This is a genomic window from Myxococcus sp. AM011 (assembly GCF_013372595.1).
GTDB classification, from domain to species: domain Bacteria; phylum Myxococcota; class Myxococcia; order Myxococcales; family Myxococcaceae; genus Myxococcus; species Myxococcus eversor.
This window is the reverse complement of sequence record NZ_JABXEM010000266.1, coordinates 1-15,014: the sequence shown is the minus strand read 5'-3', so window position 1 is coordinate 15,014 and position 15,014 is coordinate 1. Positions and strand designations below refer to the sequence as shown.

The window sequence follows — 15,014 nt, the reverse complement described above, 5'->3', positions numbered from 1 at the left end:
GAGTGCACCAGCACGTTCGTCCCCGGCCTCGGATGCGCCAGCTCGAACAGCGCGTAGTACGCCGTCAGGAACACCGCCGGAAATCCCGCCGCCTGCTCCATCGTCAGCTTCGACGGCAGCGCGAACACCTGATGCCGAGGCACCGCCACGTGCGTCGCGTACCCGCCGAACCGCGTCACCCCGAACACCCGCGCTCCGGGCGCCAGGTCCTCCACCCCCGCACCCACCGACTGCACCGTGCCTGCGAACTCGAAGCCGGGGGTAATCGGCCACCCCACATACTCCTTCGCGGAGGCGTACAGGCCCATGCGGATGACGCAGTCCGCATAGTTCACCCCGATGGCCTCGGTGGCCACCACCACCTCCCCGGGCCCAGGTGAAAGCTGATTCAGGTTTTCAAGTCGGAGCTGCTCGTACCCACCGGCTTTCGGGATGACGACCTTGCGTGCGCGCATGTCCCCGTGAGTATCACGCGACGCAGCGCGACAACGTGCGTGCTCGTCCACACGACGGACGACTCGCGCGCGAGATGTCTCTACACTGTGTCTCGCGCTCGATGACTTTCATTGGTCCGGGCGCGCATCCCCCACAACAGAAGGAGTCCTCCATGCGATTGCGGCATTCGCTGTTCCTCATGGCCCCCCTGCTCGTCGGCGCCCTCACTGGCTGCGGACCGGAGCAAGAGGAGCCCCTCGCGCCCGAAGCCCCCGCCACCGAGCAGCTCGGCACGAATGAGGCCGCCGCGGTCTCCACCGCGGGCCTCACTCCGCACTTCCGCCAGTGGCTCACCTCCAACGGCTACAGCAGCTACGACTTCCCCCGCGCCGACCTCGTCGGAGGCAGCTTCGGCGGAAAGGCGAGCGCCACCGACACCGTGGTGAACACGCCCGTCATCTTCATCCACGGCAACTCCGACAAGGCCGTGGGCACTGGCACCGCGGGTCAGTCGGGTTGGAATGCATCCATCGAGTACTTCCTCGCCAATGGATACAAGCCGAGCGAGCTGTACGCGACGACTTGGGGCCCCGCGGACATCATGCAGACCGCGGTGCAGTACCACTCGAAGACGAACGTCATGAAGGTGCGCAAGTTCATCGAGGCGGTGAAGGCGTACACCGGCGCGACGAAGGTGGACATCGTCACCCACTCCATGGGCGTGACGCTCGCGCGCAAGGCCATCCTCGGCGGCACGGCGAACGACTCGGCCAACGGCGGCTCGTACAACGTCGGCTCGGCGCTCACCAGTTCGGTGGACACCTTCGTCGGCATCGCCGGCGCGAACCTGGGCCTCACGTCCTGCTACCAGACGGGCCCGTCGACTCCGACGTGCGGCTCCACCAACGGCCTGTATCCGGGCTACCTCTACTTCGGCCTGGTGATGGGGCGCTCCGCGTACCTGGACAACCTCCGCTCCTCGAGCGGCTACGAGGGCGCCTACCGCTACAGCATCTACTCGACGGCCGATGAAATCGTCGGTTACGGCGGCATCGTGTACGGCGAGTACACCTCCCGCATCCCCGGTCAGAATGGCGAGAAGGTCTACTCGGCCTATCCCTACGGGCACTTCAACTCGAAGGACCTGACGGCGGCGGTGCAGTACAGCATGGTGCGCAACCACACCATTCCGTAAGGCACGCGCACCGGGCTCCCGGCACGCCGACGTCCAGGCGCCGCCGGGAGTCTCAGGACGGTTCGATTCACGAAGGGCGGGAGCACCTCGTCCTTCCACAGCACCGTGACAGCGAGCTTCCGGCACCTTCCTCACGGGAGGCACCGGACGACGGCCCATCCACGCCGTGGGGGAGTGGATGCGGCCGTCCTCGCGTCACGGGCTGGACGCGCTCGTGCCGCCGCATCCCACCGGGGACGCGGCGGCACCAGCACTCACGGCCTCGGACCGTCCGACGGAGCCGGCGCATCGTTCTGCGCGGGCGTGGGCGACGGCTGCGTCTCCGGCGCACCCGGCACCGGCGCGGGCTCACCCGGCTTGGGCGCCTTGTCCTTCGGCGTCTCCTTCGCGACGAAGGGCTTCGCCGCCGCCGGGTCCTTCAGGAACGCGAGCACCGTCTCGTTGAACGGCGCGGGGCAGTCGAGCTGCACCGTGTGGCCACAGCCCTTCATCGGCGCCAGCGCGGCGCCGGGGATGCGGGACGCGCCGTACTCCATGATGTCGCGCGCCTCGCCGCCGTGGAGGAACGGGTTGGGAATCAGCCGGTCATCCGTGCCGTAGACGATGAGCGTGGGCACCGTGATGTGCTGGATGTTCTCGCGCACGAAGTCGTTGTGCGCCAGCCCTCGCACCGTGCGGACGTTGGCGTAGGCGTACGAGTCGAACTCGGGCGACTTCGCCAGCCGCACGCGCTCCTCGACCAACCAGTCGAGCTGCGGCCTCCAGTGCATGAAGTTGCCCTGGCGCACGCTGCCCCAGATGTTCGCCTCGGGCGCGTACTTGATGAACTCCGAGCTCATCACCCGCGCGAACCACGCCTTCTCCTTCCAGGTGAACTTCTCGAACCCGGCCGGAGACACCAGCACCAGCGCGCTGAGCGCCTCCGGATACCGGATGGCGTACGACAGCGACGTCTGCCCGCCCATCGAGTGACCCGCGAGGATGGGCTTGTCCACGCCCAGCGCCCGCGTCAGCTCGTGCACCACGTCGGCCATCGCCTCCATGGTGTACGGGAACGTCGCCGGCTTGTCGGACTTCCCGTAGCCGGGCAGGTCCACCGCGATGACGCGGTAACCCTGCGCATGGAACACATCCAGTTGGGCCCGCCAGAACTTCAGATACGAGCCGAGCCCATGCACGAAGACCACCGTCCGCGCGTCTGGCGACGATGCCGGCAGGTCCACGTAGGAGACGTGGAGTTCGGTGGCCAGCTTGTAGCGGGCGGTGACGTCCGGCAGCGAGACGCGGTGCACGGGCCAGGGCTGCCTGGTGCCCTCGGTGGAGTAGTCGAGGTCCTGGAAGGACAGCGCGGACTCGCCAGCATACGAGCGCACGCAACCGGCGGAGGACAGCCCCGCCGCGAGGAGCAACGCGGTGAAAGCGCGGGAGGAGCTCATGGTCAGAACGCGTACCAGGTGAAGGTGGTGAAGGCCGCCCACGGGTCGCTCTGCACGGTGGTCGCACCGTCGTAGAAGCTGCCGCGGAAGAGGTAGCCGCCGTGGAGACCCACGGTCATGAGATACCGGATGTGGTAGCGCAGCTCCGCGTTGACCTCCGCGCCGATGAACCGGCCGCGCCGCACGTCGGCCACCCAGCGCGCCGGGTCCGAGCCCGCGTTGGCCAGGCCCGTGGCCACCTTGAGGTTGAGCTTGTTGGGGATGATGTCCCACGCCGCCGAGGCAATGCCCGCGCGCAGGCCGTAACCCTGGTTGGAGATGTCCGTCACCGCGCCCGTGTAGTTGTTCACCGTGCTGGTGAAAGGGAACAGGATGAGCATCTTGTGGTTGAACCACACCGCGCCCGGCAGGCCGTACTGGTTCAGCGTGAAGGCGCCCGTGTACTTGTCGTCCTCCAGGTTGCTGTCACCGGAGGTGAACATGCCCTCCACGGTGATGACGTCGCCGGGGCCGCGGCCCCACTGGTACAGGACCTCCAGGTTGGCGGACACACCGGAGATGTTCAGCTCGTCGAGCACCGAGTTCTCCGGGTCGTCGCTCGTGTACTTGCCGCCGTTGTACATGACGAAGCCGGAGGCCCCGAGCCGCCCGTTGCGGAAGTCGATGTTGTGATTGAAGTGCGCACCCGCCCAGAACACGGTGCCGGTGGGACGGTTGATGTTGAAGCGCGCCGTGCCGGTGAAGCCGGGCAGGCCCGAGGACGACGGGCCGCTCTTCACCAGGCCCTCGAAGGCGTACGCGTCACCCTTGGTGTCGTCGTTCAGGACCCAGAACGACGCGCCCACGTTGGTGTTGGGGCGCACCGGGTAGACGTAGTCCGCCATCGCCAGCCAGATGTACTTCAGGCGCGGGTCGTTCTTCGTGGCGCGGTCCGCCTGCGCGGTGCCCAGCGGCATCAGGCTCAGGCGCGCGCTGCCCTTGTAGCTGCTGAAGATGGAGAGGCCCGTCGCGTCGCTGCCGAGGAAGGCCAGCTTGTAGCCCGTGCGCGTGAGGTCCGACAGCGGCGTGCGCGTCGGGTCATAGGCGCTGTCGTAGACGGGCTGCGTGCCCACGAGCAGCGTGAGCTGGCTGGGATTGCGCGTCGGGTAGATGGCGACGTTGACGTTCTTCGTCTGGATGTTGACCTGGTCGGCGTTGAAGCCGCCGCCCTCGTTCTGGCCAATGGTGTTGGCCGAGCGGCCCCAGAGGAAGTCCACCTCGAACTGCGCGCGGAAGGACGCCAGCCCGTCGACGAAGAAGGGGCTGTACTCGATGACGGGAATCCAGCGCTGCTCGATGAAGTACGCCGAGCGGCCCGACTCCGTGCTCACCGCGCTGCCCACCGGCGAGCCGATGGGACCCAGCGACACGCCGCGCAGGCCCGCCGGGTCACCGACCTGGTTCGTCATGGAGACGCGGGTGAAGAAGTAGTTGATGAGGGTGAATTCACGAGGCTCGGCGTCCTCCTCGCGGTCCTTCGCCTCCATCCACTCGGCGTACAGCCCTGGCACCGGGGTGCTCTGCGCGGCGGCTGGCGTCGCCAGTCCCACGAGCCCCAGCGCCGCGAGCATCCTCGCGCCTCGCCGCAGCGTCTCGCGTGCTTCAAACCCACTTCCCGTCATATCCACCTCGGCCCCGCGCACGGGGCACTCCCGGTGCACCGGGCTCGGATGTCACCACTGTCGCTGGCGCTGCGTACGGCCGTGCTCCTGGGACGGGGCGGCGAGCGCCCGCGTCCAGTCCTTCGTCCGGAAGAGAGGGCGGGAGCGCGCCCTCTCTCCGGCACGAGGTGTGACGGGCCTACTGGATGGCGTACGTCTGCACGGCGTTGCCCGTGAAGGGCTGGCCGTTGAGCGTCACGGAGCTGGACGTGCCCACCGCGCCGTTGGCGCAGCGGCTGCCCGTCGACTGGTTCTTGAAGAAGATCTCCAGCTTGAGCGTCTTCTGGTCCGCGGTGAAGCCACCACGGCCTTCCTGCACCAGACCGCCCGGGAAGGTGAACGTCACGTCGAAGCAGCTTCCGTCGGACGCCACGTTCTCGATGAGGACGGTGTTGGACGTGAAGGAGAGCGGGTTCTTCGCCGCTTCATGGTTGCAGACGCCATCGGTGATGGTGCCCGGGATGCTGTCGACCTTGAAGTTGCCACCGGCCACCGACATGGTGACGCTCTTGTAACACTGGGACGACGCGCCAAAGTCGACATCTTCGCTGAAGCCATTGGGGTGGCTGGGGATGTTGGCCCCCGTCATCAGCATCGACTTGCCCTCGAGGAACGCGAGGATGTTGGCGGAGCTGTTCAGCTTGGGCGCCTCGACGGGCGGATCCTTGTCGTCGTCGCCATCATCTCCGCAGCCTACGAGGCCCAGCGCGCAAACCATGACCGCGGACAGCAGCTTCTTCTTCATGTGAGTGCTCCTCTTCTCTCCGGCGTCACCGCCGGGATGTGACGACAGCCGATAAAAATGTATCAGCGCGGCGCGTCGGACACGGAGGGGGTCATCGCCCCTCCGCCTCGGCGGCGATGGCCGCTTCGCGCAGCTCGCGCTTGAGAATCTTTCCCGCCGCGGAGATGGGCAGGCGCTCCACCAGCTCCACCCGCTTGGGCACCTTGAAGCGCGCGAGCCTCCCGCGCAGGTGCTCCAGCAGCGCCTCCGCGGAGCACGCCTCCCCGGGCTTGAGCACCACGAAGGCCCGGCCCACCTCGCCCCACTTCGCGTCCGGCACGCCGATGACCGAGCACTGCTGCACGGCCGCGTGCTCATAGAGGACCGACTCCAACTCCAGCGGGTACACGTTCTCTCCGCCGGAGATGAACATGTCCTTCTTGCGGCCGGAGATGGTGAAGAAGCCGTCCGCGTCCTTGCGCGCCAAATCTCCGGTGTGGAACCAGCCATCCGCGTCGATGGCCTCGCGCGTGGCGGCCTCGTCCTCGAAGTAGCCCGAGCACATGGAGGGCCCCTTGAGGAGCAGCTCACCCACGTCGCCCGTCGGCACCTCGCGGCCGTCGTCGTCCACCAGCTTCGCCGCGATGAAGTAGTTGGGGCGGCCGATGGAGCCCGCCTTCGACACCGCGAACTCGGGCCCCATGCTGAAGATTCCCGGGCCGAACTCCGTCATGCCGAAGCCCTGCTTGAAGGGCACCGCGTGCACGGCCTGCCACGCTTGAATCAGCGGCACCGGCAGCGCCGCGCCACCGCTGGTCATGAAGCGCACGGTGGAGAAGTCCGTCGTCGCGAAGCGCGGCGAGTCGAGCAACTGCTGGTACTGCGTGGGCACCGCGAAGAAGAGCGACACCTTCTCGCGAGGGATGAGCGCGAGCAGCTCCTCCGGGTCCCACCGGCGCATGATGACGATGGTGCCACCCGCGGTGAGCAGCGGCACCGAGTACACGAGCAGTCCGCCCGTGTGGAACATGGGCGTGTGCGTCACCGTGACGTCGCCGGGGCGCAGCTCGTGCACCAGCGTGTTGAGCGTGTTCCACGCCACCATGCGGTAGCTGATGCACGCGCCTTTCGAACGGCCCGTCGTCCCGCCGGTGAAGAGCAGGCACAGCGTGTCCTCCTCGGACACCGCGTCGTTCTTCACGGGCTCGGCGGAGCGGTGCGCCAGGACCTCCGTGTACACAGCGGCGCCGGGCAGCCCCTGCGACTCCAGGGACACCAGGCCGAGCGAGTCGCCGATGCTCTCGCGCACCTGGGCCACGGCGTCACGGAAGTCGTCGCCGAAGAGGAGCACGCGCGGGCGGATGGCGCGCACCAGGTCCGTGAGTTCGGTCGCGTGCAGGCGCCAGTTGTAGGGGACGAAGATGGCGCCCAGCTTGCCGCAGGCGTAGAGCGCATCCAGGTACTCGACGCCGTTGTGGGCGACGATGCCCACGCGGTCGCCGCGCTTCACGCCGGCCACGTCGCGCAGCCAGCCGCCGAGCGCCTCGGCGCGCGTGTTCAGGGCACGGTAGGTGAAGCGGCCGGCGTCACCCTTGGCCGTGTCCACCACCGCGACGTGCTCGGGCCAGTACAGGGCGCCCCGCCCCATCCAGTCGCCGATGAACATGCGCGCCTCCACGAATCAGGCCGTCCAGCGGTAGAGGGCGGAGGCCATGGCGAGACCGCCGCCGCTGGCACAGAAGGCCACGAGGTCGCCCCGGCGCACCTTGCCCTGGACGACGGCGTCATCGAGCGTCATCGGGATGCAAGCCGAGCCGGTGTAACCCCACTTGTCCATGGTGTAGTGCGCCTTGGCCATCGGCTGGCCGAGCACCTTCATGGTGGCCTCGATGGTGCGCAGGTTGAGCTGGGTGAAGACGAAGAGCTTCACGTCGTCCAGCGTCTGCGACTGCTTCTTGAGGAGCTGGTCCAACAGCATGGGCCAGCGCTCGGTGTTGAAGGTCGCGGGGAACTTGCGGACGAACTGGACGGCGGGCTTGCCCCCGGTGAGGGGCAGCGTCTCCGCGGTGGCGGGACGGTGGGTGCCGCCGGTGTAGATGCCGAGCGCGTCGTGGTACTCGCCATTGGCCAGCAGCCGAGCGCCCATGAAGCCGGGCTTGTCGCCCGCGCCGAGCACCACCGCGCCCGCGCCGTCCGCGAACAGGGTGCAGGTCTTCTTGTCCTTCCAGTTCACGTAGCGCGTCATGCCGTACGCGCCGACCACGAGGATGCGGTGGTAGCCGTCATCGGCCGCAATCGTCTTCGAGCCCACGTCCAGCGCCGTCACCCAACCCGCGCAGGCGCAGTTGAGGTCATAGGTGCCGGCGTTGGAGGCGCCCAGCTTGGCCTGCACCACGGAGGAGGTGGCGGGGCTCAGGTAGTCGGGCGTGTCGGTGGCGACGATGATGAGGTCCAGCTCCTCGGGCTTCGTCCCGGAGCGCTCCAGGGCCTGGCGGGCGGCGGCGACGCAGAGGTCGCTGGTGGCCTCCGTGTCGGCCATGACGTGGCGTTCCTTGATGCCCACGTTCTGTTGGAGCCACTCGTCCACCGGCTCACCGAGAATCTTCTCGACGTCCGCGTTGGTGAGGACCTTCTCGGGGACGTAACGGCCAGTGGCGAGGATCTGCGCGTATCGCATGTGCGGTCTTCTCAGCTCCGGGCGCTGCGCGCCGGGCGGCGCGCGGGACGCAGGGTGTTCTTCTTCTTGGCGGAGGCGGCCTTCGTGGGGCTCGCCTTGGAGGCAGTGGGCTTGACGCTGTTGCGCGCGGGAGCAGCCGAGCGGGAGTCCATGCCGTGGCGGATGAGGCCCATGGCGGTGTCGAGCACGCGCTCCAGGCCCGGGTCCTCCTCCCAGAGCACCCAGCGCATGCCGAGGAAGTCGGCGATGCCCATCAGGCAGTAGGCGAGCGCCTCCGGGTCCATGCGCCGGACCTCGCCCGCGTCCATGGCGATGGACAGGCCGTTGACGTAGCCCTTGGCGAAGCGGTCGTAGTAGCGGCGGTAGCAGTCGGCGTCGACGAACTCGGCCTGGCGCACGACGCGGTAGAGGTTGGGGTGCTGGCGGACGAACTGGAAGAAGGTGCGCAGGCCCTCGCGCTCCACGTCCATGCGGCTTTCGCACGCGGCGGTGGAGTCACCGATGAGGCGGCGCAGGCGGGTGCCCAGGTCGTCGACGACTTCGACGAAGATGGACTGCTTGTCCGGGAAGTAGACGTAGAACGTGCCGAGCGCCACGCCGCCCTTGCGGGTGATGTCCGCGATGGAGGCGCGCTCGTAGCCCTTCTCTCCGAAGACCGACTCGGCGGCCTTCAGCAGCTTCGCACGCGTCCGCTGTCCTCGCGGCGTGACGGGTCCGGAGCGGTCTGGAGAAGTTGAAGGCCGATTCATGTTTCACCTAGCGGTAGCACCCGCTCGACGGGGTTGTCAAAGCACGGAGCATGGCTCCGCGCGTCATGGACTGTGAGCGACGCAGGGCGTCACCTGGAGACCTCATGTCTCCGCTCGGCGGAGCGTACCCCGAATGGCGTGGGGGTCAGTGGGGTGCTCGCCGCCCTGTAAGAACATCCGTGCTGGCGAGGTGGCGCGACGCGCAACGTCCTCGTGGTGGAAACGGGTTCCCCGTAGCGTCGGAGGTCCTCGCCGCTGAAGGGAGACGCATGGTGCTCCGTCGGGCTGGTGCCCTCCTGCTTGCACTGCTGACCGCCTGTGGGGGTGCGGCGCGGGTTCCGCGTACGGCCTCCAGCGAGGAGGCGGCGGACGCGTGGTATTCGCAGCGGGTCGTCCCGCTCCGGGTCGCCGACAACGAGCCCGTGGAGCTGGACAAGGAGGAGTTCACCCGGGTCGTCACGCGCCTGGCCCGTGAGGTCCGTCCTGGGCGGGTTTCGCCCGAGGTTGTCCGACAGCTCCTCGCGCACGCACCGGACTCCGAGCCCGTGAGCCCCATGGGCGGTGGACGCGTCTACCGGCTGGCTTCCGTGGAGGTGCGCCCGGAGACGGCAGCGGAGGCAGAGCTGAAGCGGGAGTACCTGCGCTGGTGTCAGCGCACGCAGGGTGGCGGGGACTGCCTGCGCCTGCTGGTGGACGGGCCCGTGCTGGGCAGCGAGGACCGGTATGCGGTGGCGCTGGCGCTCGCGATGGGCTCGGTGCTGGAGGAGACGCGGCACTCGCTCCGGGACATGGCGGACCCCGCGGCGGTGCTGGCCCTCGTGGTGTGGTCCGCCACGCTCTACTTCGTCCTGTGGGCATTGCCCGAGCCGATTTCAAAGGGCGTGGGGGCGGTGCTGACGGTGGGCCTGCTGGCGTGGCTGGGCGTCGACACCGTCTGGGGGTTGATGCAGGGCTGGACACGGCTGATGGAGGAAGCGGGCCGGGCCACCACCTTCGGGGAGTTGGAGGATGCCGGGGAGGCCTACGGCAAGGTGATGGGGGAGAACACCGCGCGGGTGCTGGTGATGCTCGTCACGGCGGCGGTGGGCGTTGGCGCGGGGAAGCTCTCGAAGAAGATGCCCGGGTTACCGGGCTACACCCAGGCTGCGGTGCAGGCAGAGGCCCAGGGAGGCGCGAGGCTCGCGACCCTGGCCGAAGTGGAGTCGGTGGCGGCGACTTCCGAGGGCACCTTCTCCATCCTGGCGCGTAGGCCCGGCACGCAAGCCACGGTGCCTCCCGCGACGACGGGCGCACCGGTGCGCGTCCTCGTCCAACACCAGGGAGGCAATCAGCAGGTGGTCGTCAACGGGCAGCGCTGGCATGTGCCCGCTGGCAAGCCCACCCACGCCATTCCCAAGAACGACCCGGTCGGGGACCAGCTTCAGGCCGCCGCGCTGCGCGCCGCAGGGCAGTGGGGACCCAACAAGCTGAGCATCAAGGAAACACGCGCCATTGACGCCGCTCTCGCGAAGGGAGCGCACTGGCTGGCACGCCTCCTTGAGCGGCAGGCTCGAGGGCGGTACGTGGAGGACCAGTTGAAAGCCCAATTTCAGCAACTGCGCTGGAGCAACCGAGGCGTCGACGCGATTGATCCTTCCACGGGCTACAGGTACGAGATTCTCTCGGGAACAGACGCCAACCTCGCGCTCCACGGGCAGCGGATGGCGGGCTTCTTCTTCCGGATGATTGGCTTCTAACCAAAGAGAGCACGGATGGCTCAGCTCAACATCGAGAACAGGGTGATAGAGAATGAGCGGATTGTCCTCGGTCGTGAGGACATCGCCTTCCTCGGTCCGGACCTGACCCTTCGCGGCTGCACCGTGACGATAAGGGTCACGGCCCGGAACCTGATTCTCATCCGGCCACGGCTCATCGACTGCATCATCGAGGTCAAGCAGGAGCTCAAGAACCTCCGCTGGTACAGGGCATTCCTGAAGGGCTGCCGCTTCACCGGCACGATGAGCGGGAACGACTTCGGCCTCTGGCCCGTCGAAGAGGGGGCAGAGAAGACACTGGGCGGCATCGAGGAGGCAGCCAGGACACTGGGCGGCATCGAGGACTGCGACTTCTCTGGAGCACGACTCGACGCCTGTCGCTTCGTCAATTGTGACGTCGACACACTGAAGCTCCCGTCCTGGCCCTGCTTCACCTTCCTGGCCCCTACTCACAGGCAGCGGGAGTTGCTCGCCGCGCCCTGGCCGGGCACCAGCCGCATCACCGTGGAAGCCATGCTGAAGTCACCTCCAGAAACCGCGGCCGTGACCTTTTCAGCGCCCGCTGTCGCCAAGTACGGCGGCACCACCGAGGAGTCGCTCCGCGCCGTCCTGCAAACACTCGATGGCGTGAGGTTCTGAAGAACAAGTACCCCGTGGATACACTCCACCCCGAGGGTCCATGTCGGCGGAACCCACTCCTACTCGTTCGAGGCTCCTCTGGATGAAGCCCCTCACCCTCTGCGTGCTCGCGCTCTCGCTCGGGGGCTGCCAGCTCTCCCGCGCACGTCCTCAAGCGCCGCTCGCGCCTCCCGAGGTCGCCAACAGCATCCAGTTCCCGTCCTGGACCAAGGACGCCTCCATCATCGTGGAGGGCCACCAGCTCAAGGCGCTCCAGATCGCCATGGAGGACTTCCTGCATCCAGGCTCGTCCCCACCCAAGGGCGCCGATGCCATGACACGGTGCCTTCTCGCCCCCGACACCTATGACGCCTGGCTGGTGCGCGGAGAGCGGATGACGTTCGTCCACTTCACCCCCAACGAAGCCGAGCGCTGCGGCCTCAAGCCCGAGGTCATGGCCCCCGGCGCGAGCTACGCCATCAGTGACGACGGCGTCATCTTGAAGCGGGACTGACCCACGCCATCGCACCTCGACGCGGCGGGCACCCGAATGGTTCGATGCGTGGACACTCAAGGGGAAGCCCACACCATGAAGCGCCCGTCGTTCCTGCCGCTGTCCCTGCTCCTCGTCGCGCTGCTCGGCGCCGGCTGTGCCTCCACGCCCGCCGCGAGGAAGTACGTCCCCGTCGACTCCGGCAACGCCTTCCTGTGGGAAGTGAAGGACCCGCGCGGCGGCACCGCCTACCTCGTCGGCTCCATCCACATGGGCAAGGCCGGCGCCCTCACCCTCCCCTCCGCCATGGAGTCCGCCTTCTCCAGGGCCCAGGTCCTCGCCGTCGAGGTCGACACCACCCGCACCGACCCCACCGCGATGCAGAAGCTCGTACGCGAGCTTGGCACCCTCCCCGAAGGCCAGAGCCTCTCCCAACGCCTGGACCCCAGCACCCGTGACCTCCTGAGCCGCGCCGCCACCCGCCTCAAGGTGCAAGTGCAGGGACTCGAGCGCCTGCGCCCCTGGCTCGCCGGCATCGTCCTCAACAACCTGGAGTTCCAGGCCGCCGGCTACGAGCAGGGCCACGGCGTGGACCGCGCCTTCCTCGACCGCGCTCACGCCGCCCACATGCAGGTGCTGGAGCTGGAGTCCGCCGAGAGCCAGTTCCGCATGCTCTCCGGCACCCCCGACAACCTCCAGGACCTCATGCTCCGAGACCAGCTCCGCCGCGAGCAGGGCCCCGGTGAAATCGTCGAGGCCATCACCTCCGCCTGGAAGGCCGGCGACGCGGACGGCATGGCCACCATCCTCCTCGAAGGCGCCAAGGACACCACCTACCGCCCCGTCTACGAGCGCATCTTCTTCGAGCGCAACACGCAGATGGCCTCCCGCCTGGAAGCCCTGCTCACCGAACCCCGCGTGCATTTGATGGTGGTGGGCGCGGGCCACGTCGTCGGCCCCGAGGGAATCGTGGCCCTCCTCCAGAAGAAGGGCCACGCCGTGCGCCAGCTCCCGCGCGAAACACCCCTCGAGTAGCCAAGACTCACCCTGGAGGCGTTCTCTCATGTCCTCGCGGATGAAGCTGCTGCTGACCACCTCGCTCTGCCTGGGCCCCCTCACGGGCTTCATCGCGGGACGGGCCACCGCGCCGAACTCGGCCGACACGGGCCCCGTGCTGGAGGAGCTTGCCCGCCAGCGCGCGCTGCTCCAGTCCGTCCTCGAAGCGACACGCGCCCCGTCCCTCCAGATGCGTCACGCCAGCGCGCCTCCGACGGGAAGCACCGTGGACGCGGCCTGGCTGCGCGCGGAGCTGGCCCAGGTGCTGCGCGAGGAGCTGGGCAACAGGGCTCCCACCGAGCCCGAGGATGCGCAGAAGAAGCCTCCCGCTCCGGAGCCCACGCCCCAGAACCTGGCGGCCTTCCAGGAAGGCACCAGGGTCATCGACAAAGCCATCGCGGCACGGCGCTGGACGGAAGAGGACGCCAGTTCGCTGCGCAAGGAGCTCGGCGCCATGACGCCCGCCCAGCGAGATGAAGTCATCCAGCGGCTCGTCGTCACGCTCAACACCAACACCCTCGAGGTGCGGACGATGGGTGCTCCGTTCTGACGCAATCCATTTGCCTTCACGCCCAGGCAACAACATCCTCGCTCTCCGAGTGACCTTCCGTCACTTCAAGGAGAGACATCATGAACAAGCACATCATGAAGTGGGCAGGAGTGACGGCGGCGGTCCTCATCGGAGCGACCGCATGGGCGGGGGCCAAGCTGGCCTCCAACGTCGCCGTCGCCATCGGCGGCAGTGGTGGCACTGCTTGGGGTTCGCTGGCGGGCGCGCGAAACAGCCCGGACACCACCCAATACATCGGCTGTAACGTTTATGGCTACGCGACGGGAGGAGGAACTCCCCGTGTGCTCTGCACCGCGAACACCGTGGCGGGCGTCTACGGCACCTGCTCGTCCACCGACCCGGTGATTCTGGAGACGGCTCGAAGCATCGGGGATGACTCCTTCATTGAGTTCCAGTGGAACCCGACCGGCCGGTGCACCTATCTGCTCGTGACCAAGTTCTCCTATTACGAGCCCAAGCTGTTCTGAGGCCCCGAGGCCCCCGGCCGGGAGGCGCAGGCGCCGTGCCTCTCGTCCGCGCCTCCATTGACTTCCTGGCGACGTTTTCCCGCACCTGGAACAACTCCAAACAACTCCTGGAGAACGTCAGACAGACTTCACTCGTATTCCATTCGCCTTCCCCCCCCGGCAACAGCATCCTCGGCCTTCGAGTGACCTCCCGTCACCTCAAGGAGAGCCATCATGGACAAGCGTGGCATGAAGTGGGCTGGCGTGGCAGTGGCTATCATCATCGGGACGACCGCGTGGGCAGGGAACAAGCGCGCAGCCCCTGTCACCGTAACCAACGCCAGCGATGGGACTGGCCACGCACAGGGCTCCCTGGCAGGGGCAAGAAACAGCGCTGACGCCACGCAACACATTGGCTGCCACCTCATTTCATACGCGGCCTCCACGGGAGGACCGGTCCGGGTCCTCTGCGTGGCAAACTCCGCGGCAGGCGTCTACGGCACCTGTTCGTCCACCGACCCGGTGATTGTGGAGGGGGTTCGAAGCATCGGGGATGAGTCCTATCTCTGGTTCAATTGGGACGCGTCCGGTCAGTGCACCTACCTGCACGTGAGCAAGATCTCCTACTACGAGCCCAAGCTGTTCTGAGGCCCGCGGACGAGAGGCGTGAGCACCGCGCCTCTCGTCACTCCACCTCCGCGCGGCGTCTTCGGCGCCCCCTGCCCAGCCCTGCGCCCTCCAACCAAGCTAGCTCCGCGTCTCGCGTATTCCGCGCGAATCCATGGAGGGAGTCATGCGAGCAATCTGGAGGGTGGCCCTGGCCTTCGGTCTGACGGCGTGCGGTGGCATCGAGACCGGCGACGAGGCGCTCGAGGAGGGCGCCGAGAACAGCGTGCAGACCGAGCAGGTGTCCTCCGAACTGGCCGGGGCCTGTGAGTCCCTCATCGGCACGTTCTGTCGCCCGGGCGCGGTCACCCACTGCACCTGGAACGATGGCGCGGAAGGCGAGTGCGAGTGTCAGCGCACGCCCTTCAACAAGTGGCTCTGCAGCTACAACGGCTGACGCGCCCCAGGGGCTCCTCCCCCAAGCAGGAGCCCCGCCGCGCCTGACGCCCGCCTCCGGGTCCACCACCCGTCGAGACCGCGTCACCCGCGAGGTC

General features: G+C 67.8%; 16 protein-coding genes. 9 read left to right on the top strand and 7 right to left on the bottom strand.

All coding sequences use genetic code 11. The features are described from left to right. The coding region (locus HUW62_RS38175; protein WP_176437208.1) for an alcohol dehydrogenase catalytic domain-containing protein at positions 1-455 on the bottom strand (455 nt) is incomplete at its 3' end. A gap of 152 nt (positions 456-607) precedes the next feature. Here HUW62_RS38175 and HUW62_RS38170 point away from each other — a divergent pair. Then, the gene (locus HUW62_RS38170) at positions 608-1,630 is read left to right on the top strand and encodes a lipase family protein (RefSeq protein WP_163867715.1); all 1,023 of its coding nucleotides are present in this window, start codon (positions 608-610) and stop codon (positions 1,628-1,630) included. Positions 1,631-1,884: 254 nt separating this feature from the next. On the opposite strand, the gene HUW62_RS38165 is transcribed toward HUW62_RS38170, so the two are convergent. The 6 genes from HUW62_RS38165 to HUW62_RS38140 form a co-directional block, all read right to left on the bottom strand. Then, entirely contained in the window at positions 1,885-3,066 is a 1,182-nt protein-coding gene (locus HUW62_RS38165; RefSeq protein ID WP_176437207.1) for an alpha/beta fold hydrolase, read from the bottom strand. A 2-nt stretch (positions 3,067-3,068) separates the two neighbouring features. Continuing rightward, the gene (locus HUW62_RS38160) at positions 3,069-4,727 is read right to left on the bottom strand and encodes a hypothetical protein (protein ID WP_163867717.1); all 1,659 of its coding nucleotides are present in this window, start codon (positions 4,725-4,727) and stop codon (positions 3,069-3,071) included. A gap of 178 nt (positions 4,728-4,905) precedes the next feature. Then, positions 4,906-5,511, bottom strand: a complete 606-nt coding sequence (locus HUW62_RS38155; protein ID WP_163867718.1) for a hypothetical protein — start codon at positions 5,509-5,511, stop codon at positions 4,906-4,908. A 91-nt stretch (positions 5,512-5,602) separates the two neighbouring features. Next, positions 5,603-7,156 (bottom strand): long-chain fatty acid--CoA ligase, encoded by a 1,554-nt coding sequence (locus HUW62_RS38150; RefSeq protein WP_163867719.1) that lies wholly within the window; start codon positions 7,154-7,156, stop codon positions 5,603-5,605. Positions 7,157-7,171: 15 nt separating this feature from the next. After that, a complete protein-coding gene (locus HUW62_RS38145; protein ID WP_163867720.1) occupies positions 7,172-8,167 on the bottom strand; it encodes a 3-oxoacyl-ACP synthase III family protein in 996 nt (331 codons plus the stop codon). 11 nt (positions 8,168-8,178) lie between these two features. After that, on the bottom strand, positions 8,179-8,916 hold the full coding sequence (locus tag HUW62_RS38140) for a TetR/AcrR family transcriptional regulator (protein ID WP_163867721.1): 738 nt from the start codon (positions 8,914-8,916) through the stop codon (positions 8,179-8,181). A 269-nt stretch (positions 8,917-9,185) separates the two neighbouring features. On the opposite strand from HUW62_RS38140, the gene HUW62_RS49270 reads away from it, so the two are divergent. The 8 genes from HUW62_RS49270 (at position 9,186) to HUW62_RS38100 (ending at position 14,917) form a co-directional block, all read left to right on the top strand. Next, a complete protein-coding gene (locus HUW62_RS49270) occupies positions 9,186-10,652 on the top strand; it encodes a hypothetical protein (protein ID WP_176437206.1) in 1,467 nt (488 codons plus the stop codon). A 15-nt stretch (positions 10,653-10,667) separates the two neighbouring features. Next, complete coding sequence (locus HUW62_RS38130; protein WP_163867722.1) at positions 10,668-11,309, top strand: hypothetical protein; 642 nt, start codon at positions 10,668-10,670, stop codon at positions 11,307-11,309. Between the two features lie 82 nt (positions 11,310-11,391). Further along, positions 11,392-11,802, top strand: coding sequence for a hypothetical protein (locus HUW62_RS38125; protein WP_176437205.1), 411 nt, complete (start codon positions 11,392-11,394; stop codon positions 11,800-11,802). 75 nt (positions 11,803-11,877) lie between these two features. Continuing rightward, a complete protein-coding gene (locus HUW62_RS38120; protein WP_255203886.1) occupies positions 11,878-12,816 on the top strand; it encodes a TraB/GumN family protein in 939 nt (312 codons plus the stop codon). Between the two features lie 28 nt (positions 12,817-12,844). Further along, positions 12,845-13,387: a hypothetical protein gene (locus HUW62_RS38115; RefSeq protein ID WP_163867725.1), complete on the top strand. Its 543-nt coding sequence runs from the start codon at positions 12,845-12,847 to the stop codon at positions 13,385-13,387. 80 nt (positions 13,388-13,467) lie between these two features. Next, entirely contained in the window at positions 13,468-13,875 is a 408-nt protein-coding gene (locus tag HUW62_RS38110; RefSeq protein WP_176437203.1) for a hypothetical protein, read from the top strand. A gap of 213 nt (positions 13,876-14,088) precedes the next feature. After that, the gene (locus HUW62_RS38105; RefSeq protein ID WP_163867727.1) at positions 14,089-14,502 is read left to right on the top strand and encodes a hypothetical protein; all 414 of its coding nucleotides are present in this window, start codon (positions 14,089-14,091) and stop codon (positions 14,500-14,502) included. 145 nt (positions 14,503-14,647) lie between these two features. After that, a complete protein-coding gene (locus tag HUW62_RS38100) occupies positions 14,648-14,917 on the top strand; it encodes a hypothetical protein (protein WP_163867728.1) in 270 nt (89 codons plus the stop codon). Positions 14,918-15,014: the final 97 nt, after the last annotated feature.